Genomic DNA, 22170 nt, shown 5'->3' with positions numbered 1-22170 from the left:
GGATAGGGATGAAAAAGCTCTATATCGTGGGTGCAGGAGGCTTTGGCCGCGAAGTGTATGCGTGGCTGTGTGATTGGTGTAATGTCAATCCGGACTGGATTATTGTTGGCTTTGTTAACGATATTGCCAGTGCGCTTGACGAATTCCCTGGGCTCCCGCCGATTGTTTCAACAATTGATGGTTTCCAGCCGCAGGAGAATGCGTGGCTTGTATGCGCAATAGCAGATCCTGTTGGGAAAAAAGACGTGGTTAAGCGACTTCGTGGAAAAGAAGTACCGTTCTTCACGCTGATCCATCCGTCGGTAATTGTGGGGCAGCGCGCCAAAATTGGAGAGGGCGTCGTGATTTGCCCTCGAACTGTTGTGTCGTCTGATCTGCATATTGGTGACTTTGCCACCATTAATTCAGCATGCACTATTGGGCACGATACCTCTATCGGGGCTTATAGCACGCTTAGTGGACATTGCGACGTAACCGGGGGCGTCGTCTTAGACGAGGGAGTGTTCATGGGGTCACATGCAGTGGTGCTACCCAAAGGGCATGTTGGACATGGTGCGAGTGTGGGAGCTGGAAGTGTAGTCTTGCGTAAAGTTGCGCCTGGGGAGACTGTTTTTGGCGTGCCGGCTAAACGGATTTCGAGGTGAGATAGATGGGTTTGCATGCGCGTATCCAGGCGATCGAGTACGTATTGCCAACAAATACTTTAACCAATGAGGATTTGGCTCGCGAGTATCCGCAATGGGATGTAGAGAAAATTTTCGGCAAGACTGGCATACATACCCGGCATGTAGTAGATGCTGGCCAGTGCGCCTCTGATTTGGCGTTTGGTGCGTGTGAAAAACTTTTCAAGAACTCATCAATAGGACGAGAACAGATAGACTTTTTGATTCTGTGCACACAAAGCCCCGATTATGCGTTACCAGCGACAGCCTGCGTGCTGCAAGACCGCTTAGGTCTTCCTGTGACATGTGGCGCCTTCGATTTTAACCAGGGTTGTTCTGGCTTTATCTACGGGCTTGGTATAGCGAAAGGCCTGATCGAGTCTGGCCAAGCTTGCAATGTGTTGTTGGTCACCGCGGAAACGTATAGCAAATACATTCACCCTGGCGATAAAAGTGTTCGTACATTATTTGGCGATGCCGCGGCGGCAACCTTGGTCAGCGCTGTGAAGGGCGATGCTCCATTTTTAGATCGCTTTCGGTATGGTACTGATGGATCCGGAGCAGATAATTTGATAGTGCCTATGGGCGGTCATCGTCAGCCTGTTATGCGTAGTACCGCTCCGATAGAGCATACGGATAGTAGCGGAAATGTACGCACAGATGCTCATTTATATATGAATGGGCCGGCTATTTTTGAGTTTTCGATGTCGCGCGTGCCTCAGTTATTTTCTTCATTGTTCGGTGAAAATTGTCGTGTTGACGACATCGATTTTTTTGTGTTTCATCAAGCCAATAAATTCATGTTGGAGGCTTTGCGCCGTCGTTTGCATATCCCTACGGAAAAATTTGTTGCGGAATTTTCCCACTGTGGGAACACGGTTTCGTCCACAATTCCCATTGCATTGAAAGAGCACCATGCCAAGGGTTATCTTCGCGAAGGTCATAAGGTCGTAGCTGTCGGATTTGGGGTGGGCTATTCGTGGGGAGGATGTGTTATTCACTGGTAGCTTTTATATAGAATCTACGAGAATTTTTATCATAAATAATGTGTTGGCATGATTGCTGAGAATCGTATGGCCAAATACATATTAATTTGATTTGGAGGGCTGATTTAAGCCTTTATATATGATTAGCATCAAGATGCCGCTGGCTAAACTGAACAAGCTCATTCGAGAAGAAACATTTTCGAGCGAGGAGATAAATGAAGAAATCCTGGATGAGCTAGGTTTTTTCGTTTTGAGGAACTTCTTTTCAGAGCAACTGGTTGGAAAATATAAAAAATATTATGACGACTATAAGGTTAGCCCGGAATTTGATCGGACTCCATATCATCTGACAGAGGTTAAATTTTCTCTTGAAAACCCCCTTGCGGGAATGCTATTTGAAAACGAGTTCAAGGAACTGGTGGCGAGATTCTTTGATGGTAATGTTGGGTTATATAACATCCGGATTGTAAAAAAAGACCATGACGATAAATCTCCGGTTTTTCTACATCAGGATATTGGATATCAATACGGCTCTTTCAACAGATATTCTGTCTTTATTCCATTAACTGAGTGCAATAACGATAATGGGGGATTAATCTTTATTCCAGGATCACATAAGTTTGGATACCTTGGCGATGTCGGCGAGATAAATGACATTTTGCCGAAAGATCTCGCAAGAGCTGCGCCTAAAATATTTCCTAGTGATCTTGTTGTCATGAATTCATGTTTATGGCATATGTCAGGGCAAAATCACACTGGTAAAGAGCGCGTTTATTATGATATTCATATAAATCACGCGGCTGACCCCGCTAGCAAGCTAGTTATTCTCGGAGAGGCGAACCGGGAATATGAGCTCAACTATGACAGGGATTTTGTTTTTAAGAGCTCCAGAACGCAACGCCTACAAAAGTTTTATCAATCTACCAAGACCTAGTCGAGGCAGCCATGAGTAGTTGCTGGCGAGGGCTTCACCGCAGTTCAAGGTAAAAATTTACGATGGCAGCCGAGGCATTTGAGCTACGCAAGTGGACGGTATTTCAAATGCCTGGTTGAAGGCTAGATATATCGAAATACCAATTCGCTATCTAGCGTAGCCTTGTTTTTATTGCATTTCGCAGCAACATTATATTTTATGGGGAATAGTTCCCGCTCGGGTGTTTCAAGGCTATCGATCTCTATAATATCGAAGTCACGCAGCAACGCTTTCCAGCCATGTTCTGTGATACGCCAACAGTCTGGGATTGGCCCATGTATCCGCCAGTTCAGAGGGGCAGATATTAATAAATATCCGCCGTCTTTCAGGATCCTCCGTATTTCCTTCACGGCGTCGAAAGGGTTTAGCGTATGCTCTATGACTTCCATGCAAACTACGCAATCGTATGTGCTGTCCGGAATATGATGATTGGTTTTTGTGATGTCCCCAATAATTGTCGGACTATAGGTATCGACGATATCCAACGTATCAATGGCAAAATTCCCAAAGCTTTCTGAGACGAGAGACCGATCTTGTGGGCCAACCTCCAACAGCTTCCCACTTTCGTGTCTGAGGCTTATAGCCCATTTCTTCAGAAAATCATTTAGATGTTCGCGGGCTGGAAGGAATGTATCGTTATCAAACTTGGATGGGGTAGCCATAAATATTACTTTATTGGTGTTGATTCAGTTAATGGTGGCAATGAACATGCGTGCTTAAGGCTCCGTGCTTAGCCTTGGTGGCTAGGTGTCTCGATGCCGCATGTCATTCGTATTTTCAATGTATGAGCTTGGGCATAGGCAATGCTGGCGCTTCCTTTGAGCAATAGTGGTTCCATAGAGTGCGTAGCGCCTCTTCCAGGCTTTTGGCTATACCCGCCGAGCTATCTAGAGGTGATGTGGCGATGCGGCTGCGCATGTTTGCCCGGATTTGCTCGAGCTCTGAAAGATTGTTACTCCAGTAAACTGCTTTTCGTATGTATTGAGTTTTGCCGTCAGCAATAAAATCATCTAAGCCTACTTGGCTCATTAGGCTTGCACCAGCTCGGGCGGCTAGCGTTTGTCCGGCAAGTGTAAGTGTTGGAACTCCCATTTGTAGTGCATGATGGGTAGTGGTGCCTCCGCCATATGGAAAGGCATCCAACATCAGATCTATCTGATGATGAAGCTTCAAATATTCATGCATGTTGGTACGCTCCCGTAAGATTAATCTCTCGGGGTCGATGGAGAGTTTTTCGAATCGCGCTAGTGTGTCTCGTTTCATCGTCGAGCCGTGCATGTGTCCAATAACAAGACGTGCATCCGGTATTTCCTGGAGAATCTGGCACCACGTAGTGATAACCTCGTTATTGATTTTGCTTATGCGATTGAAGCTGCCAAAGGTTATGTACCCGGTTTTTAATGCAGGTAGAGAATTAATATCGGACGCGTTAACCGCCGATTGGAATGGCGCTACACACGGTATGCGCAACAATTTTTCGGAGAATTGATCATCAAGCACACCCTCGGGCGCCCAATAGTCATCGGCCAGGTAATAATCCATTGCCTTCAATCCAGTAGTACCCGGATATCCAATCCAGCTGATTTGTATGGGTGCTGGTTTTAGGGCAAACATGGGCAGCCGGTTGTGCGCCGTATGGCCTGAAAGATCGAACAGAATGTCTATTTCGTCCTGTTGGATTTGTTTGGCCAGCTCTTGATCGCTTAATGAGCGCACTTTTTTCCAGCTTTTGATGTGGGCTTTTAATCGTTGGCTCACACTATCTTCAGATGGGGTGTTGCTATAGGCATAGAGCTCAAATTCACGCTTATTGAACGATTCCCAAATAGGTGCGATGAAACTGGCGACAGCGTGATTGCGCAAATCTCCCGATACAAATCCTAGGCGTAATATTTTCTGTGGATCACTCGGAGTTCCGTGAGCCAACGGCAGGGTTTGTTTTTTTATGCTTTTTTCCACGCGCCGCCCAAATGCACGATGTTCTTTGAAGAGCTCGGAGGGCGTAATGTCGGCGTATTGGGACAGCACGAACAATAAGTTGCTGTATGCCGCGAAGTTGTCTGGCTGCGCATTGATAACCTTTCGAAGACACTCGATGGATTCGGCCAGATTGCCCTGATCGCCCAGTACCGTGGATAGATTATTGAGGGCGCCGGGGTCGGTTGGATCGGTTATTAGTGCATTGCGATAGCAAGTTTCCGCTAATGATGTTTTGTCCTGGCTGCGGAGTAGGTTTCCAAGGTTCAGCCAGTTGGGAATGTGCGAGGGATCGATCGTCAGTGCATGCCGAAGAACAGCTTCGGCGCATTGCATTTCATTCAGCAGTTGCAGGGCGGCGCTTAAGTCGGCGTAAATTGAGGTGTTTAAGGGCTGTAAAGATAATGCCTTGAAGAGTGGGCTGACGCTTTGTGCCGTTTCTCCAATCTCCCCCAGAATAATGCCCAATATATGCCAGCTGGTAGCGTAATAAGGGTACTTGGCAGTCAGATCGCGGGCGATAGGCTCCGCTTCGGAAAACCGCTGCTGCCTTCGCATGGCTTGAATTTTATTGAAGGTATTGACCGCTTCTGGTTTTGGTTGTTGGCTGAAGAACTCCTTGGTGTTTGCTGTTGCGGGCTTTTCCCCCTTGAGCAAAAAATTTGATTCGGAGCGTTGGTTCCCCGATGCGTGAAGGTATGTCAGATACGGGTTTAAATATTGCAAGCGGTTAACAGACGGCAGGAGATCGGTCCCCAACAGAGTCTGAAAGAGCTCCAACCATGCCGTGTGGGATCCTAGCAATGCGCCTTGTGATCGTAAGGCACTCATCAGGTCGGCAAGCTGGGCGGCTTGCGATTCGGCTGCATCGCGTGGTTCTAGTGCCGACAAGTCGGTGTACGTATCTGTTGGTTCTGATTGTGGTGTGTCGGTGGCCAGGTTCAGCAGTTTTTTTGTGCTGAGTGAGCCATTGATTTTTTCAAGTAGTCTGCCTTGTAAGGGCGTCAAGCGCAACTGCAGTGGGGCATGCCACAGGTTGAAGCCATTTATGGATATGTTTTCACTGTTGCTGGATTGGGCAAAGTTGTTTAGGTCGATAAAAGGCTGCAGCGCATGATTTTTGGCGTGGTTATATGGGCCTTCATCCAGGCTGTAGTGCAGGGCGCCTAGCTTGAACAGGTTTTCCAATGCACGCTGTATGCCTTCGGCGGCATGTTGGGCTTGCTCTGGTTTCAACCATGCTTCAATATCTTGGGCAGAGGCAACAAGGTTTTCGTAGCTTAGGTTGGCCGGCCAAACGTTGGCCAGGGTGTGGCAAATACGGATTTCAAGTGCGTCGGTAATATCAAAGGTGTTGCCTAGTGGATTAAAGAACTTGGCGGGTTGCCCTGCTGCGTTGCTGAATGTGCTTTGTTTAAGGCAAGCCGCCCAGTTCAGACCGGCAAGCCGATTAAGGTCGGGGGCACTTAAAATGTCCGCTGCCCTTTCCTGATGTACGAACAGGCTATTTCTGAATTCGCGGCCGATGGCAAAGTCCAGGTACTGCTGCTTCATGAGCTTGGGCTGGCCCAGGCTTATAAGGCTATGGTTAAGTTGCACATTTTGGCCATGGGCAACCGACATTTCGCCTTGCGGCTCCGCATCGCCCACGTATGCCAACCCGGCTTGTGCAGCGGTTTCCGCAAACTCTATGAAGTAAAACGAGGCGGCGGTGGCTTGCAGGAACTCGCCGTTAAGGTAGTAGTCGGGGTGCTGGTTGATTTTTTCCACGGCCGCTTTCAGCGAGGCCGCCTGGGGGTTATGGTTGGCCAAGCCGTCGGACATGGGGTTCAGCATGGCGGCGGCCCCGGCTAGCACTTCTTCCATGGTGCTGGCGGAATGATTGTGCAATTGCATGGCATCGCGCAGCGTGTCGCCGGCCTTCCAGCCGGGGTAGGTGTTATAGCTGATATAGGCAATGCCAAGCGGCGAGAGGTTTTCGCGGCAAATCCGCAGAATGGCTTCGCGCAGGACAGAGGGCGCCCAGGTGAATTCGTCGTGAACGATGATGTAGTCGAAGGTGCCGAAGTCCTGGTCGATTTCGGTGAATAGCTTGTTGTGCAGTTCCAGGTTTTTGGCGCTCAAATCCTGTGCCAGTTTTTGCCCATGCTGTATGTTTTCCGGCCATAAATCCACACCGACTACATGGGCGTTGGGGTATGCCAGAGCAAAGGGCAATAGGTTTCCGGCCGTTTCGCAACCCAGTTCCAAAACCCGCGCATTCTCCAGCGCAGCCGTTTCTATCCCGTATAGATGCGCCACTGCCCGAAGATGAATGGGTGAGGCGCATGGAACCGGTTTGGATAGCCGTAGTGTGGATGTGGTGTCGGGTTGCAAAAGAGGGCTGGGCGCGTTCAAGCCGAACTCCAAAGAATAAGTTGGGTATCGTTCAGCTTAGCATCTGGCGTAAAAACTCAATGCGGCGAATAACGAGGAGGTTTTAGGCTAGTTATGGCTGCGATCAGCCAAAAAAAACCAGCCACAAAGGGCTGGTTTTTGAGGGTCGGAACTCCAGTTGGCTGAAGTTCCAGCGGGATGCGCTTTGCGAATTAACGCAGCAGCGACAGCACGGTTTGAGGAACTTGGTTGGCCTGGGCCAGAACCGAAGTACCTGCTTGTTGCAGGATCTGTGCGCGAGTCATGTTCGAAACTTCGACGGCGTAGTCGGCGTCTTCGATACGCGAACGTGCCGACGACAGGTTGGTGACCGTGTTGTTCAGGTTGGCAATCGTGGATTCGAAGCGGTTTTGAACGGCACCCAGTTCGCCGCGCAGCGCGTCGACTTGGGCCAAGGCTTTGTCCAGCGTACCCAAAGGATTGGAAGTCGAGCCTTGTACGATATTGGCGGTATCGAAGTCCAATTTAAAGGTTGCGGTACCGGTTGTGGTCGTGGTGTCTACAGAGCCATCTGTTGCCGTGGGGTTCACTGCAACATAAACGGTTGCAGCGCCAGAGTCGACCGTTATACCCTTGGCTTGCAAGGTTGCAGCGTCGGTGGCATTGATGCTGCTGATGTCAAATTTGGCATACCAGTTGCCGTTCTTGTCGGAGACGACGGTGCCGGTGGAAACGTTTGCTGCACTTGACAGGCCCAGCTTGCTGGCCAGGTCGCCACTTGTGGAGCCCGATGCCGTCGAAAGAGCCGCGGCGGTAACGCTTGTGGTGTCGCCAAAAACTTTCTTGGCTGCGGTGGCGTCAATGCCGTTGATGTCGGAGGATTCGCCTTGCGGGCCGCTGACATTGAAAGAGCCCAAGCCCAGCGTGTTGCTGTCGATTTGCTTGAGGTTGATGGAGATGGTTTCACCGTCGTTGGCGCCGACTTGAATCTTCAGCTCGTTGTCCTTGGCCAGGACTTTCACGCCGTTGAATTGCGTTTGTTCCGACACGCGGTTGATTTCGCTAAGGCGCTGTCCGATTTCGTCCTGGATGGATTTCAGGTCGGAGGCCGAGTTCGTGCCGTTGGTGGCTTGAACCGACAGTTCGCGGATGCGCTGCAGGTTGTTATTGATTTCGTTCAACGAACCTTCGGTCGTTTGAGCGATCGAGATACCGTCGTTGGCGTTGCGGGTGGCTTGCGTCAGGCCTTTGATGTTGGCCGTGAAGCGGTTGGCAATGGCTTGACCAGCGGCGTCGTCTTTGGCGCTGTTGATGCGCATGCCGGACGACAGGCGCTCGATGGCGGTGCCCAGAGCCGATTGGGACTTATTCAAATTGCCTTGGGCAATCAGGGAAAGCGAGTTGGTGTTAATAACAGCCATGGATAACTCCTAGGTATGAATACGGCGAAACACTGCTTCGCCTCTGGTTGCCAAGAAGAATTAGAGTTTGACGCTGCGTCCCGGGGGCGGGTTTGGGCGGAAATCAAGCCGTAGTTCTTCCTGTTCCTTCGCATTAACGGCCCAGGGAGGAATTACTTTAGGGGAGGGAGCAGGTGTATTGCCGGATGGAGCGACGCGCGCCGGGCGGCGCGCGTCGAAGTGGCTGGCGAGGCGGTTTTAGTTATTTGTAGGCATCTACCACGGGGGTATAGATGGAAGTCTGGTCGAGCTTGTCGATGGTAAGGGTGCCGAAGTTGCCATTGGTGCCGTCCGCATAGAAGTCATAGTCGGCTTGCACGGTTGGGATCTGCCTTACGATGGCGCCGTGATGGAACATGCCGAAAGCGCCTTCGGTATCGGTGTCGCCGGGAGTCTGCTTCCAGACTTTGTCGTCGAACTGGAAGTGCATGGCGCCGAGTACTTGCTGGGGATTGGCTTTTTGGTAGTCGAGCACGCTTTGCAACTGATCATGCACGTATTGCTGGCTGTAGTCGGGTTTTGCGCGGCTGTAGCCGATTTCCGTGAACAGGATGGGAGCGCCGAATTGCTTGTAGGTCAGCGGGATCCAGCCCTCGCCCGTACCTTCGGCGTTGGCGGTGAGGTACACCTTGTCGTTGTAGGTGTTGGCGCATAGCATGAGCCGGTCTTTGTATGGGGCGGTTCGGGGGTCGGTCAGCAATTTGTTGAACTGGTTCCAGCCCGGCAGGTTCTGGCCGCCCGGCCCGAAAGGCTCGCCCCGGGGGACGAAGGTTACCGGTATGCCCACGGGAACGGTTTTGCTGAATCCTCGTTTGTCGGCTTCCTGCAGGAAGCGCGCCACCAGGCCGATTGCCGGAACGTAGTGGATGCCGCCGTCTTCCGAGGGGCTGTCCAGTTCGTTCGAGATAATGACGCCGGCGATGGCAGGGTGCCAGTCGGTGCCGGCCTTATTGCCGAAGTTGCGGCTTGAAAAATAACCGGGAACCTGTTCATCCCAGACGGTCGAGCTTTGCTTGGGCAGCCAATTGCTGATGGGCACGACCACTTTGATGTTCAGGCTGTTGGCGTAATCGAGGAACTGGCTGTGGTCGTTGCGGGGATCCCAGTCGTAGAGGCGGATCAGGTTGATGCCTAGATTCTTGATGGTCTGCAGGTCGTTGCGGCAGTCAGGCGCGCAACTGTTGGTGAGGAAGGACTGGGTTCCCCATAGCGATCCCATTTGCTTGCGGGCGATGTCGCTGCCGAAGTACAGGGAGCTTGAGTTGGCCGTGGATGGGTCGTAGCCCTGGCCGAATGCCTGATAGGCCGTGCCTTTGCCGGGCAGGGGGAAACGCGAGAACGCGCCCGAGTCGATGCTCAGGACAGCCTGCTTGATCGTCTCCAGCGCCCCGGCGGTCTGGCCCAGAAGCGTAGCGGTATAGCTGGCCTGCCCCGAGGCCTGGTTGTAGACCGGATCGGTAAGGGTCAGGAAATATAATTTCAACTCGCCAGCGGCGGTGGTTCCGAACAGGGCGGCATTGGGCGGGCTGTCTTTGAAAACGTACGGCCATTGAGGGAAGAAATACGACATTGGCCGGCTGTCGGAGTATTTCCCCGGCGCGTTGTCCACCCAGAACATATCGGGGCCTGCATCGCTTAATACGACTTTGAATTGATTGGCGGCACCGGTCGGTTGCAGGGTCGCTTGCTCGGCGTATTGGATGTAGGACGACACGGGTTTGTCGTCCACGGCGTTGTTCAGCACATTGAGCGTAACGTTGTTGAACGTCTGGGCTGACGTAAGGTCTTGAGCCAGCGTTTCATTCAGGAGTTCCGCCTGGAACGTGAGTGTACCGGCGTTTTCGTTGTATGAAGGGTTGGATAAGCTTACGTAAACCCCTTCGAGCTCGTTGTCGCCCTCCAGTTGGAATTGGGCTGTGGCGTTGGGGTTGACATTGCCGTAGGCGTCGCGCCAAACCGTGGTTACGTAGTCTTTGATCGGTGTGGCCCCCACCTCTTGCCCCGGCCGGTCGGTGTACCACAGCGCATTGGATCCGGGGTTTTTCAGTGTGAGCGTCCAGGTGGCGCTGCCGGAGCCCTGGGGCCCTGGCGTCAATTGCCCGCTATCGGCCGCCAGCATGTAGATTTTGGTGGAATATTGCTTGCCGGCATCGCTGCCGGTGTTGTCGTCGCTGCTGCAGCCGACCAGCATCACGCACCAGGCCAGCATGGCCGTCCAGGTTAAAAAGCGGTTAAGTTTCAAGATATTGCTCCATTATTTGACATTGTTTTCGGAAAAATCGTTAAAACTTCTTTGAGGAAATGGCTTCTTGCGGATCGGGATATCGGCAACGGCAGACACGCCCGCGCGCGTCGTTCGTACGGTGACGGCCGCAGCATATGTCATTTGAGCGATCTGATTGGTCGAATGTGGGGCGCCGGGCCCCGCATTCGGCCGGCACGGAACCGGTCCAAGACACATTACCGTTTGAGTTTTTTGAGTGTGGGATGCGGAGCCCGGCCTCGCCCTGGTGCGACAGCCGAAAACCGCTTTGGGTTGGTTCCCCTGAAAAGCGCAGCGTGGTTTATTGTTTGCTGAAATGCAGGCTTATTTCTTTTTGGCATATGGTATCCGCATTGGAACTCAACAAAAACTAGGGTTTTCTAGTGGGCTGTTTGGCCGGTTCGCGCCTACTCGATCGACTCGTTCTGGACGAAAGAGGGGGCTGCACAGGTTGAAGTAGTCGACTACTATTAAACAGGTACTGAAATGAAAGCAGTCAATGGAATGCGCCCGGTTCACCCAGGGGAAATCCTGTGTGAGGACTTCTTGAACCCCCTGGGTTTGAGCCAGCATGCCTTGTCGAAAACCTTGCATGTGCCGCCGGCCAGAATCAACGACATCGTCCTGGGGCGGCGCGGCATTACGCCCGATACGGTGTTGCGGCTGGCTGCGCACGCGACGTTGTATTGCGTTGTGGCGGTGCTTTCAAGAAGATGGCCCAAGAACTTTATAATTGGGCCGTACGCCCGGCTCCGCGAAGCCATGGAAAGGCATGGGCTCGGGGATATACGAGCTTGTCGAGAACCATCGGGGCGATACTTTTCGTGCGGTCTATGTTGTTCGGATCGCGGATGCGGTGCATGTTTTGCATGCGTTTCAGAAGAAATCGAAGTCGGGCATCGCTACGCCGCAATCGGACGTGGCCCTGATCGAGAAGCGATGGAAGGTCGTGCTCGCCCGTTATGGGCTGAACAGGAGGTCATGACGATGCATAAAGATAGCAGCCAAGGTACGGCCAATGTGCTGGCCGACCTGGGCTTTGACGATGCGCGAGAATTGTCGGCGAAGGCTGCGCTTGCTGTCAAGGTTAACGATTTGATCGACAAACGCGGCCTCACCCAAATGGAGGTGGCCACGATTATTGGTATGGCACAATCCAAAGTGTCCCAGATCCGCCGTTACAAGCTCCAGAATATTTCACTTGAAAGGCTGATGCAGGCATTGGTGTCGCTTGGCCAGCATGTCGAGATTGTCGTACAGCCTGCGCAGCGCGCGTATGAGCCAGGCATTACGGTTGCGGTGTGATGCCAGGCCCAACCTGTTTACGTCATCGGCTGTGACGGCGGATTTGTCTTGGTCGGCGAGCGCCGTGGCCCCCGGTGTTGCAGCTTTTTTTGCAGGCGGGAAGATAAATGATCAATGCCGACCGTCCGATCGAACATTTCTTTCGTCCACTCGGGGTTCTCGCTGTCGATCAGCGTGGAAATGGGCTTGGCGGATCGCTTGTTCATAGCGGCGTACCTCTCGTAAATTCGCCTTGCGAAGGCCGGTTCCAGTTTCGGGGGCAGCGCCATCATCCAGTCTATCAGGCGAAATAATCGCAAAACATGTTCGCGGCCATAGCCGTATTGGTACATCAAGCGCACGATCCGGGTTTTGGAGGCCAGGCGTTGCTGGCCGCTTTGACGGGTTTGCTGAGCCTGGAGTTGGGCCATGACCACGACGGCAAACGGGTTGTGCGCGGCGTGCTGCGTCAGTTCGTTCCAGCACGTCAGCCATGAGGCCAAGAGTACGACAGGAAACCGAAATTGGACACGGCATATGTTCAGGTTGTTCTGAGTTTCCGTATGTACCAGGATCCACAGCACATGTTGACCCTTGTGCCGCAGGCGCACGAGTATGGGCTGACGAGGACTTCCGGCGCGCACGGCCGGCGCATGAAGTCTTGCCGGCCATCGTGGGCGAAGCGATGGCGGCTGAAATGCTCAGGCCTCGTGGACGCCCACGATCGGCAGCGCCCAAGCTGCATCTGAATGTTCGCCTGGATGCCGACGTGGTGCGTGCCTTCAAAGAGGGCGGCCCCGGCTGGCAGACCCGCATGAACGATGTATTGAAGGCGTGGGTGCGCAAGCGCGGCATGTAGCCGCCTGCGGCTTACTCGATCGGCTCGTACGGCAACCCGACGTAGTTTTCGGCAATATTGGTCAAGCCGGCTTCCGAGTTGGTGTAGTAGTCCAGCTCGGCCAACTGGATGCGCTGGCCGAAGCCGTCGTCCGAGAACTTGTGCAGCATGCTGGTCATCCACCACGAGAAGCGCTCGGCCTTCCAGACCCGGCGCAGGGCCAGTTCGGAATAGCGGTTCAGCAGGTCGGTGCGCTGTTCCTTGTACACCTTGATCAGGATGTGGGAAAGGTAATGCACGTCGCTGGCGGCCAGGTTCAGGCCTTTGGCGCCGGTGGGCGGCACGATGTGGGCGGCGTCGCCCACCAGGAACAGGTTGCCGTACTTCATGGGTTCGGTCACGAAGCTACGCAGCGGCGCAATGCTTTTCTCGATGGAGGGGCCGGTGACCAGGCGGTCGGCCACGGGCTTGGGCAGGCGGGTTTTCAGCTCTTCCCAGAAGCGGTCGTCGGACCAGTCTTCCACTTTTTCGTCCAGGCCCACCTGCACGTAGTAGCGGCTGCGTGTCAGCGAGCGCTGGCTGCACAGGGCGAAGCCGCGTTCGTGGTTGTTGTAGATGAGTTCGTGATCCACCGGCGGGGTGTCCGACATGACGCCCAGCCAGCCGAAGGGGTAGACGCGCTCGAAGGTCTGGATCTTGTCTTTGGGGACGGACTGGCGCGAGACGCCGTGAAAGCCGTCGCAGCCGGCGATGTAGTCGCATTCCAGCTCGACCGTCTTGCCGTCCTTGACGAAGGTGACGCGCGGCTTGTCGGTGTAGAAGTCGTGCAGTTGCACGTCGGACGCTTCGTAGATACTGACGCCGCCTTCTTTGGCGCGGGCTTTCATGAGGTCTTCGGTGACTTCGGTCTGACCGTACACCATCACCGTCTTGCCCTTGGCGTATTTTTTGAAGTCGATGCGTTTTTGCTGGCCGTTGAAGGCGAGCGAGACGCCTTCGTGCACATGGCCTTCGCGATCCATGCGCTCGCCGGCCTTGGCTTCGCGCAGCAGGTCGACCATGCCTTGCTCGAGCACGCCGGCGCGGATGCGGGTCAGCACGTATTCGGGCGATTTGCGCTCGAGGATGACGGTGTCGATGCCCTGGTGATGCAAGAGCTGGCTGAGCAGCAGGCCCGAGGGGCCGGCGCCGATGATGGCGACTTGTGTTTTCATGGAAAGCCTCTTGTGGACGTGTCGTTTTTTTGCGGCATCCGCGCGCGCCGCGGTTTGGCACGAGGAAGGGTATGCAATATGCAAGGCTTCCTTATGCGTTCGATGCTGTTATGGTGCGTCCGGGAGGAAGAATTTGGAATGGATAAATTCGTATAATAATTGTACTTTTCGAATATTTTTTGAGATGTGATTTCGATAAGCCCGTGAAATTGCTAAGAATAGGGGTTAACCCTTAGTCTGAGGCCATGTATAAATGGCATGTCAGCAGGGCCCAATCACGAACAGGAGCAGTCATGGCGGCAGCCGATAGCGTATCCAAGGTTCCCGTCTATAAATTGTACGGCGAGCACGAGCAGTGGCTGACGCCCGACATGGTGCATTGCGAGTCCATCGCCGACCGCAGCAAATTGCACGATTGGCAAATCAAGCTGCATCAGCACCATGGCCTGATCCAGCTTTTGTATTTGCGCGGCGGCAGCGCACGGGTGTGCCTGGACGGCGAGTATTTCGACATGCAGCCGGGGCAGATCGTGGTCGTGCCGCAAATGTGCGTGCATGGCTTCAAGTTCGCGCCCAATGCCATCGGGCATGTGGTGACGTTGGCGCTTCCGCTGGTGCAAAAGCTTACGCAGGACATCGGCGACGCGCAGGCGGTGCCGGCCACGCCGCGCATCTATCAGGTCGGCGACGGGGACGATGCCGGGAAAATGAACATGGGCTTCAGTTCGCTGCACGCCGAATACCTGGGCAATGGCGCGCACCGCAATGCTCTCATGGAAGCCATGCTGATCGCGATTCTGGTGTGGCTGAGCCGGCACGAGGCCTATGCCAGCGGCGAGCCGGCCAGGGAGGGCGACCGGGGGCGGCAGTACTTCCGCCATTTCTGCCAGATGATCGAAGACGACTACGCGGGCCAGCACTCGGTGGAACACTACGCCAGGCGCATCGGCATTACCGCCGCCTACCTCAATGTGCTGTGCCGGCAGTATGTGGGCCAGTCGGCGCTGGAGCTGATTCACCAACGGGTGGTGCTGGCCGCCAAGCGCAATCTGGTCTACACCTCGATGACCATCAGCGTGGTGTCGTACACGCTGGGGTTTTCCGACCCAGCGTATTTCACGCGCTTTTTCAAGCGCCAGGTGGGCTTGTCGCCCAAGGAATTCCGCAAGCGGGCCGCGACACTGCTGGAGTGATCGCGATTGGCGGCCCGGAAAAAATCAGCCCCTTGGGCCGGGTGGCCGAAAGGGGCTGGTGCGGCGGCTGGCCTGCGCGCGGGTTGGTGAAGACCCCGCCGCAGCCGGGTTTAAACCACTTTCTGGGTTTGCGTGCCGAGCTGGTCGATGCGCAGTTCGACGACGTCGCCTTTCTTCAGGAATTGCTGGGGCTTCATGCCCAGGCCCACGCCGGAAGGTGTGCCGGTAATGACCACGTCGCCGGGTAGCAGGGTCATGAACTGGCTCAGGTAGGAAACAATGGTGGCCACCGGGAAGATCATGTCGGCCGTGTTGCTGTGCTGCTTGACCTGGCCGTTGACCTTGAGTTCCATTTCCAGCTTTTGCGGGTCGGGAAGCTCGTCGGTGGTGACCAGCCAGGGGCCGATGGGGCCGAAGCTGTCGAAGCTTTTGCCCTTGGTCCATTGGCCATTGCGCTTGGCCTGCCAGTCGCGTTCGGAAACGTCGTTGGCCAGGCAGTAGCCGGCCACGTATTTCAGCGCGTCTTTTTCGCTGACTTTTTGCGCCTTGGTGCCGATGACCAGGCCCAGCTCGATTTCCCAGTCGGTGTTGACCGAGTTGTCGGGCATGATGATGTCGTCGTTGGGGCCGCAGAGCGAGGTCAGGGCCTTGGTGAAGATGACGGGCTCTTTGGGGATTTCCATGCCGGCCTCGGCGGCGTGCGCGCGGTAGTTCAGGCCGATGGCCATGAATTGGCGCGTGCCGGCCACGGGCGGGCCCAGGCGCACGTTCTTGTCCACCACGGGCAGTTTTTCCAGATTGACGGCGGCCAGGGCCTGCAGGCGCTCGGGGGCCAGGTATTCGGGGGTCAGGTCGGGAACGAGCAGCGACAGGTCGCGGATATTGCCCTGGGCGTCGAGTGCGCCGAGCTTTTCGGCGCCTGCCGCGCCATAACGAAGTAGTTTCACAGTAGCTCCAATTTTATTAGGTGGGGAACCATGTATTGTGCACCATAATCATGCCGGTGCCATCCAGCGTTCATTTGGCCACGGGGTTTTTGTAGTTCTTGAGGGAGTCGTCGATCTCCACGTTTTGCAGTTTGCCGTCCACGCGCTCGGCCTTGCGGATGTAGATGGTCTGGGTGATGTCGCGGGTTTCGGGGTCGATGGTGATCGGGCCGCGGGGGCTGTTGAACGACAGGCCGCGTACCGCTTCCATGAACTTCGCGGGCGAGGCGTCACCCTTGGTTTTCTTGAGCGCTTCTTCGATCAGGTGCATGCCGTCGTAGCCGGCCACGGCCATGAAGTTGGGGCGCTCCTTGGGATAGGCTTTGTAGAAAGCCTGGGTAAAGGCCTTGTTCTCGGGCGAGTTGTGCGCCTCGGAATACTGGTGCGCGGTGATGACGCCGATGACGTTGTCGCCGATGGCGTCGATGCTGTCCTCGCTGGTCAGGTCGCCGGTGGCGATGACCTTGATGCCGGCGGCGGCCAGGCCGCGCTCCTTGAAGCCCTTGAAGAAGGCCACGGGCGCTTCACCGGCCGGCAGGAACAGGAACACCGCATCGGGCTTGGCGTCTTTCACGCGCTGCAGGAAGGGGCCGAAGTCCGGGCTTTTGACGGGCACGCGGATGGCGTCCACGACCTTTCCGCCGGCGTCGGTAAAGCTTTGCGTGAAATAGCGCTCGGCGTCATGCCCGGGGCCGAAGTCGGCCACCACGGTCACGACCTTCTTCAGGCCATTCTTCACGGCCCACGGGCCCAGCGGCACCGTGTATTGCGGCACCGCCGCCGAGGTGCGCACGATATAGGGCGATTTGCTGGTCAGGCTGGCCGTGCCGGCGTTCATGACGATCATGGGTTTCTTGCCGTTGGTGGCGACGGGGGCCGCGGCCAGCGCGCCGGGCGTCATGGCAAAGCCCGCCAGTATGTCCACTTTGTCGCGCACGATCAGTTCCTGGGCGGCGCGCCGGCTTTCTTCGGGAGCCACGCCGGTGTCGTCCTTGACGATCAGCTCGACCTTGCGGCCCGAGAAGGTGTCGCCATGCTGCTTCAGGTAAAGGTTGACGCCGTTTTCAATATTGTGCCCATAGGGGGAAAAGGGGCCGGACAGTGGCAGGATAAGCCCGATTTTCAGGGGCTCGGCGGCGAAGGAGGTCGAGGTGGCGGCCAGGCCCAGGCAAAGCGCGGCCAGGGTACGGGTGATTTTCATGGTTGTCTCCTTGAGGGTCTGTTTCAATAAAGGGTTTAGGGTTTGGCCAGGCCCAGCGATTTGCTTAAAGCCCGGCCGAATTCGGCGTCGATCCGGTTGCCGCGCCATGCGATGTGCTGGTCGGGGCGTAGCAGTACGAAGTCCGCGCCGTAAAGGTCGCGGGCCTCTTCCGAGGCTATGGTTTGTTCGGAAACAGGACAGCCTTGCGGCAAGCTCGCAAGATCCGCCCCGGCCTGATGCGCACCGCCGCCCAGGCGCAGCAGCGTGAAGCCGGAACCGAAGCGGTCGTACAGCGAGGATCCGTCTTTTAGCCAGACGTGTGGCGCGCGATGGCCCGGCCGGCCGCTCGGCAGGTACAGGTTGGCGGTGTCGGGCGGCGGCGAGCCGGCCTCGGCGCAAACCAGCGGCGAGTCTTCGTAGCGCGTGCCGAGCTGCACGCCCGGAATCACGAATTCTTTATGGCCGTGGAAGTTCAGGTGGGCGCCGATGGATCGGCGGGCGGCTTCGCCTTCGGCCGTTTCGTCTTCCAGCGCCTTGGGCAGGCGCACGTAGCCGATGCTGTCGGCGAATTGCCGGGCGAAATCGGTGTTGCGCGCGGCCACGGGCTTGCGCTCGGCTTCGTAGCTGTCGGCCAATATGCCGCCGCCGAAACCCTTGACCAGCGCCTCCAGCTTCCAGGCCAGGTTGGCGGCGTCCTCGATGCCGGTGTTGTAGCCCATGCCGCCGGTGGGGGTGAACAAATGCGCCGAGTCGCCGGCCAGGAAAATCCGGCCTTGCCGCATTTTTTCGGCCACCAGGGCGAAGCCCGCCGTCCAGGTCGTGCTGCTGATCAATGTGAACGGGATGTTGACGTTTGTTCCGATGGCCGTGGCGATGCGCTGGCCAACGTCGTGGTCGCTGGGTTCGGCGTCGCCCTGCAGCTGGATGTTGATGATGAAGCCGCCGCGCCCGTCGACCGAAACGATCAGCGAGCGCTGTTCGTGGTTCAGCGTCCAGTACTGCCAGGCGCGCCCGCCCTGGACGGCGGCATTGAGTTCGGGAGCGCTGAAGTAGGTGGCCGCCATGCGCCCGCCCATGAACTCACGTTTTTCCCCGCCCGAGCCCGTGTAGTGCAGGCCCATCAGGCTGCGCACGGTGCTGCGCGGGCCGTCGCAACCGATCAGGTATTTGGCGCGGCACTGGGTTTGCCGGCCGTCCAGGGTGGATACCACGGTGGCGGTGACGCCGTCTTCGTCCTGTTCCAGGCTTTGCACGCTGGAGTCGTAGTGCACCTGGGTACTGGCATAGCGTTTGGCGGCCTTGAGCAGGACGGGCTCGACGTAAAGCTGGGAGCAGCGATGCGGCAGTTCCGCCGTGGGCCACAGGAACTCGTAGTCCTTGGCCCTGGAAACAGCGTCGGAGGAGCAGGGCTGGGAAAGCCTGGCCAGTTGGTGTCGCGACAGCCGGGTGTAGTAGGCCACGTCGGTGACGTGATCGCCGGGCAGCCCCTGGCTGCGCACTTCGGCGGCAATGCCCAGGCGGCGGTAGTGTTCCATGGTGCGGGCGCTGTTGGCGTTGGCCGCCGGGTGGGTGCAGGTTCCGGACTTGTTGTCGAACAGCTGCACCGATACGCCACGCATGCCGAGTTCCGCGGCCAGGAACAGGCCCACCGGGCCGCCGCCCACCACGATGACGTCGCAGTCGTACTTCATTTCCATCTCTCCTTCGTGCGGCGGCAGGGCCTGTTGCAGCTGGGTAAACATGCGCGCGGGCACGCAAATAGCGTTGTCCATTGAATGGAACGCTCCCAGTGTGCCGTCAGGAGGTCTATGTGTCTATATAATGATTTTAATTTTCTATATTAATAAGATTCATAGATGTTGCGGTTTGGCGATGTGGGTTGTCGGCGTTCGGACATGGCGGCTCCGGCCGAGCCTCCTGGCTGATCCGCGTCAGTACTGTTGTGTGTCAAGGGGGCATGCCATGGATTTGCAAGACCTGAACTTCCTGTATTTGATGGACGCGCTTTACCGTGAAGGCAGCGTGTCGCGCGCGGCGCAAAAACTGAACCTGACACAGCCGGCGGTCAGCCACGGGCTCAACCGCTTGCGCGCCAAGTTCCAGGATCGCCTGTTCGTGCGGGTGGGGGCGGGCATGGCGCCCACCCCCTTGGGCGAGCGTATCGCCATGGGCGCTCGCCGCGCCCTGGATCTGATTCAGGCCGATATTCTCGACGCCCCGCAGTTCGATCCGCTGCAGGCCAAGAACACGTTCGTGGTCGGGATGACCGACATGGGCGGCACGATCATCCTGCCCCGGGTCGTTCAGCTGCTAAGCATCAAGGCGCCGCAGATGCGGGTGGTGCCGGTTGCGCTGCGCCCGCACGAAGTGAACGACATGATCGAGAGCGCGGCCGTCGATTTGGCCTGGGGGTTCTTCGGCCACTTGAACCGATCGCTTTACCAGCAGACCCTGTTTCGCCGACCGCTCATCGGCATCCGCCGCAAAAGCAGGGCGAAGCGGGCGGTGCTGAGTTTCGAGGAGTTCGTCGGCGCCCTGCATGTCTTTGCCACCGCCACGGCCGTGACCAACGATTTGCTGCAGCAGAAAGTGAAGGAGCGGGGCGGTGTGCTGCAGGTGGCGCTGGAGTGCCCCTATATTCTGGCGGTGCCGGCCATTGTCGCCAATTCGGACTACGTAGCCACGGTGCCGGACGAACTGGCCCGGCTGTTCTCGCGCCTGGCCGAAATCGAGACCTTTCCGCTGCCGCTGGAAATGCCCGACGTGCTCGTCAAGCAGCATTGGCACGCCCGCAATAATGACGACGTGGCGCACCGCTGGTTCCGTTCCTTCGTGGCCGACAGCTTCGCCGCCCAGCCGCGCATCGAGTAAATGGCGGCCCGGCGGCAAAAAAACCGGCCTGGGCCGGTTTTTGGGGGGAAGGCCGGGCGGCGCCGATCAGGTGCGTGCGTCGGTGAGTTTGACGGGGGTGAGCTTTTGCAGATCTTCGAAGCTCAGGCCGTCGACCAGGTCGATGACCTGGGCGCCTTGGGGAGCGAGGTCGATGACGGCGACGTCGGTGTAGATGCGGCTGACGCAGCCGATGCCGGTGACCGGGTAGGTGCAGGCGTCGACCAGCTTGGATTCGCCGGTCTTGGTCAGCAGATCCATCATGACGTAGGTTTTCTTGGCGCCGATGGCCAGGTCCATGGCGCCGCCGACGGCCGGAATGGCGTCGGGCGCGCCGGTGCTCCAGTTGGCTAGGTCGCCCTTGACCGACACCTGGAAGGCGCCCAGCACGCAGACGTCGAGGTGGCCGCCGCGCATCATGGCGAAGCTGTCGGCGTGGTGGAAGAAGCAGCCGCCCGGCAGCAGGGTGACGGGCTGCTTGCCGGCGTTGATGAGGTCGTAGTCTTCTTCGCCTTTGGCGGGCGCGGGGCCCATGCCGATGACACCGTTTTCGCTGTGCAGGATGACTTCGCGGTCGTCGGGCAGGTGGTTGGCCACCTTGGTGGGCAGGCCGATGCCCAGGTTGACGACGGCGCCGTCGGGGATGTCCTGGGCGACGCGCGCAGCGATCTGGTCACGGGTCCAGGCGGGTGTGGAAGTAGTGGTTTCGCTCATTTGTGTGTTCCTTAGGCCGCTTTGAAGCCGGCGGGGCCGGTGGCGGTACGGGGTACCTTGACGATGTGCTTGACGAAAATGCCCGGCGTGACCACGGTTTCGGGGTCGATGCTGCCGAGTTCCGCGATGCTGTGCACCGAAGCGATGGTGGCCTTGGCCGCCGTGGCCATGACGGGCCCGAAGTTGCGGGCGGTTTTGCGGTAGACCAGGTTGCCCCAGCGGTCGCCGGTTTCGGCCTTGATGAGGGCGAAGTCGGCGAAGATGGGATGCTCGAGCACGTACTGGCGGCCGTTGATTTCGCGCGTTTCTTTGCCTTTGGCCAGTTCGGTGCCGAAGCCCGTGGGGGTGAAGAAGGCGCCGATGCCGGCGCCGGCGGCGCGGATGCGCTCGGCCAGGTTGCCTTGCGGAACGAGTTCGAGTTCGATCTTGCCTGAACGATAGAGCTCGTCGAAGACATAGGAATCGGCCTGGCGCGGGAACGAGCAGATGATTTTGCGCACACGGCCGGTCTTGAGCAGTGCGGCCAGCCCGATTTCGGCGTTGCCCGCATTGTTGTTGACGATGACCAGGTCTTTGGCGCCTTGGGCGATGAGGCCGTCGATAAGCTCGGCGGGCTGGCCGGCGCCGCCGAAGCCGCCGATCATGACGGTCGCACCGTCGTGGATTTCGGCCAGGGCCTGCTCAACGGAGGGGGAAATTTTGTTGATCATGTTTTCCGTACGAATATTTTATTGAAAATCCGCGTGTAAGTTCTTACAATGAACAGTTATTCGTATATAGAACTTGCTTCGTCAAGGATAAGGTTCTGGCCTGGGCTTGTCAATCATGGGCATGCGCGGCAGCGGGTCTTTGGGCCTTGTAAGACCTTATAACGCCTTCAACTATAGTCGCCAAAACAGGCGGCGGCCAGTTGCAAGACAAGCTGGCCGTGAAACAACGATGAAAAACATTTCCACCGCAGCGCGGGGCGAAGAGGCAGCCCGCCCCGCCGATTCCTCCGAGACCGAGACTTCCGGCCCCAAGCCCGGCGACAGCTATGTGCGCTCGTTTGCGCGGGGGCTGGCGGTATTGCGCAGTTTCGGCGCCGACGCGCAGGCCCAGACGCTGACCGAGGTGGCCGAACGCTCGGGCCTGACCCGCGCCGGCGCCCGCCG

At 56.8% G+C, this 22170-nt stretch carries 19 protein-coding genes and 2 pseudogenes; 10 read left to right on the top strand and 11 right to left on the bottom strand.

The annotated features are described in order from the left end of the window. The first annotated feature begins 8 nt into the window (after window positions 1-8). The 3 genes from VNT00_RS09320 to VNT00_RS09310 all read left to right on the top strand — a co-directional run bounded on the left by VNT00_RS09320 (window position 9) and on the right by VNT00_RS09310 (window position 2582). A complete protein-coding gene (locus VNT00_RS09320; RefSeq protein WP_325586740.1) occupies window positions 9-644 on the top strand; it encodes an acetyltransferase in 636 nt (211 codons plus the stop codon). A 5-nt stretch (window positions 645-649) separates the two neighbouring features. Continuing rightward, on the top strand, window positions 650-1669 hold the full coding sequence (locus VNT00_RS09315; RefSeq protein ID WP_325586738.1) for a ketoacyl-ACP synthase III: 1020 nt from the start codon (window positions 650-652) through the stop codon (window positions 1667-1669). Window positions 1670-1787: 118 nt separating this feature from the next. Further along, on the top strand, window positions 1788-2582 hold the full coding sequence (locus tag VNT00_RS09310; protein WP_325586736.1) for a phytanoyl-CoA dioxygenase family protein: 795 nt from the start codon (window positions 1788-1790) through the stop codon (window positions 2580-2582). Between the two features lie 122 nt (window positions 2583-2704). Here VNT00_RS09310 and VNT00_RS09305 read toward each other — a convergent pair whose 3' ends face one another. The 4 genes from VNT00_RS09305 to VNT00_RS09290 all read right to left on the bottom strand — a co-directional run bounded on the left by VNT00_RS09305 (window position 2705) and on the right by VNT00_RS09290 (window position 10676). Further along, the gene (locus VNT00_RS09305) at window positions 2705-3283 is read right to left on the bottom strand and encodes a class I SAM-dependent methyltransferase (RefSeq protein WP_325586734.1); all 579 of its coding nucleotides are present in this window, start codon (window positions 3281-3283) and stop codon (window positions 2705-2707) included. Window positions 3284-3398: 115 nt separating this feature from the next. Next, window positions 3399-6995, bottom strand: coding sequence for an O-linked N-acetylglucosamine transferase family protein (locus VNT00_RS09300; RefSeq protein WP_325586732.1), 3597 nt, complete (start codon window positions 6993-6995; stop codon window positions 3399-3401). Between the two features lie 191 nt (window positions 6996-7186). After that, entirely contained in the window at window positions 7187-8395 is a 1209-nt protein-coding gene (locus VNT00_RS09295; protein ID WP_325586730.1) for a FliC/FljB family flagellin, read from the bottom strand. 241 nt (window positions 8396-8636) lie between these two features. Next, window positions 8637-10676: a hypothetical protein gene (locus VNT00_RS09290; RefSeq protein WP_325586728.1), complete on the bottom strand. Its 2040-nt coding sequence runs from the start codon at window positions 10674-10676 to the stop codon at window positions 8637-8639. A gap of 507 nt (window positions 10677-11183) precedes the next feature. On the opposite strand from VNT00_RS09290, the pseudogene VNT00_RS09285 reads away from it, so the two are divergent. From VNT00_RS09285 to VNT00_RS09275, 3 genes and pseudogenes are all read left to right on the top strand, one after another. Then, window positions 11184-11372 (top strand): annotated as a pseudogene (locus tag VNT00_RS09285) (HigA family addiction module antitoxin); the annotation flags it as partial. A 58-nt stretch (window positions 11373-11430) separates the two neighbouring features. Continuing rightward, window positions 11431-11682: pseudogene (locus tag VNT00_RS09280) on the top strand (type II toxin-antitoxin system RelE/ParE family toxin); the annotation flags it as partial. A gap of 2 nt (window positions 11683-11684) precedes the next feature. Further along, window positions 11685-12002, top strand: coding sequence for a helix-turn-helix domain-containing protein (locus tag VNT00_RS09275; protein ID WP_325586845.1), 318 nt, complete (start codon window positions 11685-11687; stop codon window positions 12000-12002). A gap of 17 nt (window positions 12003-12019) precedes the next feature. On the opposite strand, the gene VNT00_RS09270 is transcribed toward VNT00_RS09275, so the two are convergent. Then, window positions 12020-12565, bottom strand: a complete 546-nt coding sequence (locus VNT00_RS09270; RefSeq protein ID WP_325586859.1) for a hypothetical protein — start codon at window positions 12563-12565, stop codon at window positions 12020-12022. Between VNT00_RS09270 and VNT00_RS09265 the strand changes: the two genes are divergently transcribed. Then, on the top strand, window positions 12475-12840 hold the full coding sequence (locus VNT00_RS09265; RefSeq protein ID WP_325586726.1) for a BrnA antitoxin family protein: 366 nt from the start codon (window positions 12475-12477) through the stop codon (window positions 12838-12840). The genes VNT00_RS09270 and VNT00_RS09265 overlap by 91 nt on opposite strands. 11 nt (window positions 12841-12851) lie before the next feature. Here the strand turns inward: VNT00_RS09265 and pobA are convergent, their stop codons facing one another. Then, a complete protein-coding gene (gene pobA, locus VNT00_RS09260; protein ID WP_325586724.1) occupies window positions 12852-14033 on the bottom strand; it encodes a 4-hydroxybenzoate 3-monooxygenase in 1182 nt (393 codons plus the stop codon). A gap of 293 nt (window positions 14034-14326) precedes the next feature. On the opposite strand from pobA, the gene VNT00_RS09255 reads away from it, so the two are divergent. Further along, window positions 14327-15226, top strand: a complete 900-nt coding sequence (locus VNT00_RS09255; protein WP_325586722.1) for a helix-turn-helix domain-containing protein — start codon at window positions 14327-14329, stop codon at window positions 15224-15226. Window positions 15227-15336: 110 nt separating this feature from the next. Here VNT00_RS09255 and VNT00_RS09250 read toward each other — a convergent pair whose 3' ends face one another. The 3 genes from VNT00_RS09250 to VNT00_RS09240 form a co-directional block, all read right to left on the bottom strand. Continuing rightward, window positions 15337-16173 carry a fumarylacetoacetate hydrolase family protein gene (locus VNT00_RS09250; RefSeq protein ID WP_325586720.1) on the bottom strand — a complete coding sequence of 279 codons (837 nt, stop codon included), beginning with the start codon at window positions 16171-16173 and terminating at the stop codon, window positions 15337-15339. Between the two features lie 70 nt (window positions 16174-16243). After that, complete coding sequence (locus VNT00_RS09245; protein WP_325586718.1) at window positions 16244-17413, bottom strand: ABC transporter substrate-binding protein; 1170 nt, start codon at window positions 17411-17413, stop codon at window positions 16244-16246. Between the two features lie 35 nt (window positions 17414-17448). Next, entirely contained in the window at window positions 17449-19185 is a 1737-nt protein-coding gene (locus VNT00_RS09240) for an FAD-dependent monooxygenase (RefSeq protein ID WP_325586716.1), read from the bottom strand. A 190-nt stretch (window positions 19186-19375) separates the two neighbouring features. On the opposite strand from VNT00_RS09240, the gene VNT00_RS09235 reads away from it, so the two are divergent. Continuing rightward, entirely contained in the window at window positions 19376-20284 is a 909-nt protein-coding gene (locus VNT00_RS09235; RefSeq protein WP_325586714.1) for a LysR family transcriptional regulator, read from the top strand. 66 nt (window positions 20285-20350) lie between these two features. Here VNT00_RS09235 and VNT00_RS09230 read toward each other — a convergent pair whose 3' ends face one another. Both VNT00_RS09230 and VNT00_RS09225 read right to left on the bottom strand, forming a co-directional pair. Continuing rightward, window positions 20351-21016, bottom strand: coding sequence for a 3-oxoacid CoA-transferase subunit B (locus VNT00_RS09230; RefSeq protein ID WP_325586713.1), 666 nt, complete (start codon window positions 21014-21016; stop codon window positions 20351-20353). A gap of 11 nt (window positions 21017-21027) precedes the next feature. Then, a complete protein-coding gene (locus tag VNT00_RS09225; protein ID WP_325586711.1) occupies window positions 21028-21726 on the bottom strand; it encodes a 3-oxoacid CoA-transferase subunit A in 699 nt (232 codons plus the stop codon). Between the two features lie 229 nt (window positions 21727-21955). Between VNT00_RS09225 and VNT00_RS09220 the strand changes: the two genes are divergently transcribed. Next, window positions 21956-22170: helix-turn-helix domain-containing protein (locus tag VNT00_RS09220; protein WP_325586709.1), on the top strand; the 215-nt coding region annotated here is incomplete at its 3' end.

The sequence above is a fragment of the Eoetvoesiella sp. genome (genome assembly GCF_035555955.1).
Lineage (GTDB): Bacteria > Pseudomonadota > Gammaproteobacteria > Burkholderiales > Burkholderiaceae_B > Eoetvoesia.
Note: the sequence above shows the minus strand (reverse complement) of the source record. Positions and strands in the feature narration are given on the sequence as shown.

What these genes read in the sequence shown, in the direction of transcription:
- VNT00_RS09310 (WP_325586736.1), top strand. Translation starts at nt 1,788, where the DNA reads ATGATTAGCATCAAGATGCCGCTGGCTAAACTGAACAAGCTCATTCGA.
- VNT00_RS09320 (WP_325586740.1), top strand. Translation starts at nt 9, where the DNA reads ATGAAAAAGCTCTATATCGTGGGTGCAGGAGGCTTTGGCCGCGAAGTG.
- VNT00_RS09305 (WP_325586734.1), bottom strand. Translation starts at nt 3,283, where the DNA reads ATGGCTACCCCATCCAAGTTTGATAACGATACATTCCTTCCAGCCCGC.
- VNT00_RS09235 (WP_325586714.1), top strand. Translation starts at nt 19,376, where the DNA reads ATGGATTTGCAAGACCTGAACTTCCTGTATTTGATGGACGCGCTTTAC.
- VNT00_RS09225 (WP_325586711.1), bottom strand. Translation starts at nt 21,726, where the DNA reads ATGATCAACAAAATTTCCCCCTCCGTTGAGCAGGCCCTGGCCGAAATC.
- VNT00_RS09265 (WP_325586726.1), top strand. Translation starts at nt 12,475, where the DNA reads ATGAGGCCAAGAGTACGACAGGAAACCGAAATTGGACACGGCATATGT.
- VNT00_RS09245 (WP_325586718.1), bottom strand. Translation starts at nt 17,413, where the DNA reads ATGAAAATCACCCGTACCCTGGCCGCGCTTTGCCTGGGCCTGGCCGCC.
- VNT00_RS09275 (WP_325586845.1), top strand. Translation starts at nt 11,685, where the DNA reads ATGCATAAAGATAGCAGCCAAGGTACGGCCAATGTGCTGGCCGACCTG.
- VNT00_RS09255 (WP_325586722.1), top strand. Translation starts at nt 14,327, where the DNA reads ATGGCGGCAGCCGATAGCGTATCCAAGGTTCCCGTCTATAAATTGTAC.
- VNT00_RS09230 (WP_325586713.1), bottom strand. Translation starts at nt 21,016, where the DNA reads ATGAGCGAAACCACTACTTCCACACCCGCCTGGACCCGTGACCAGATC.
- VNT00_RS09295 (WP_325586730.1), bottom strand. Translation starts at nt 8,395, where the DNA reads ATGGCTGTTATTAACACCAACTCGCTTTCCCTGATTGCCCAAGGCAAT.
- VNT00_RS09240 (WP_325586716.1), bottom strand. Translation starts at nt 19,185, where the DNA reads ATGGACAACGCTATTTGCGTGCCCGCGCGCATGTTTACCCAGCTGCAA.
- VNT00_RS09315 (WP_325586738.1), top strand. Translation starts at nt 650, where the DNA reads ATGGGTTTGCATGCGCGTATCCAGGCGATCGAGTACGTATTGCCAACA.
- pobA (WP_325586724.1), bottom strand. Translation starts at nt 14,033, where the DNA reads ATGAAAACACAAGTCGCCATCATCGGCGCCGGCCCCTCGGGCCTGCTG.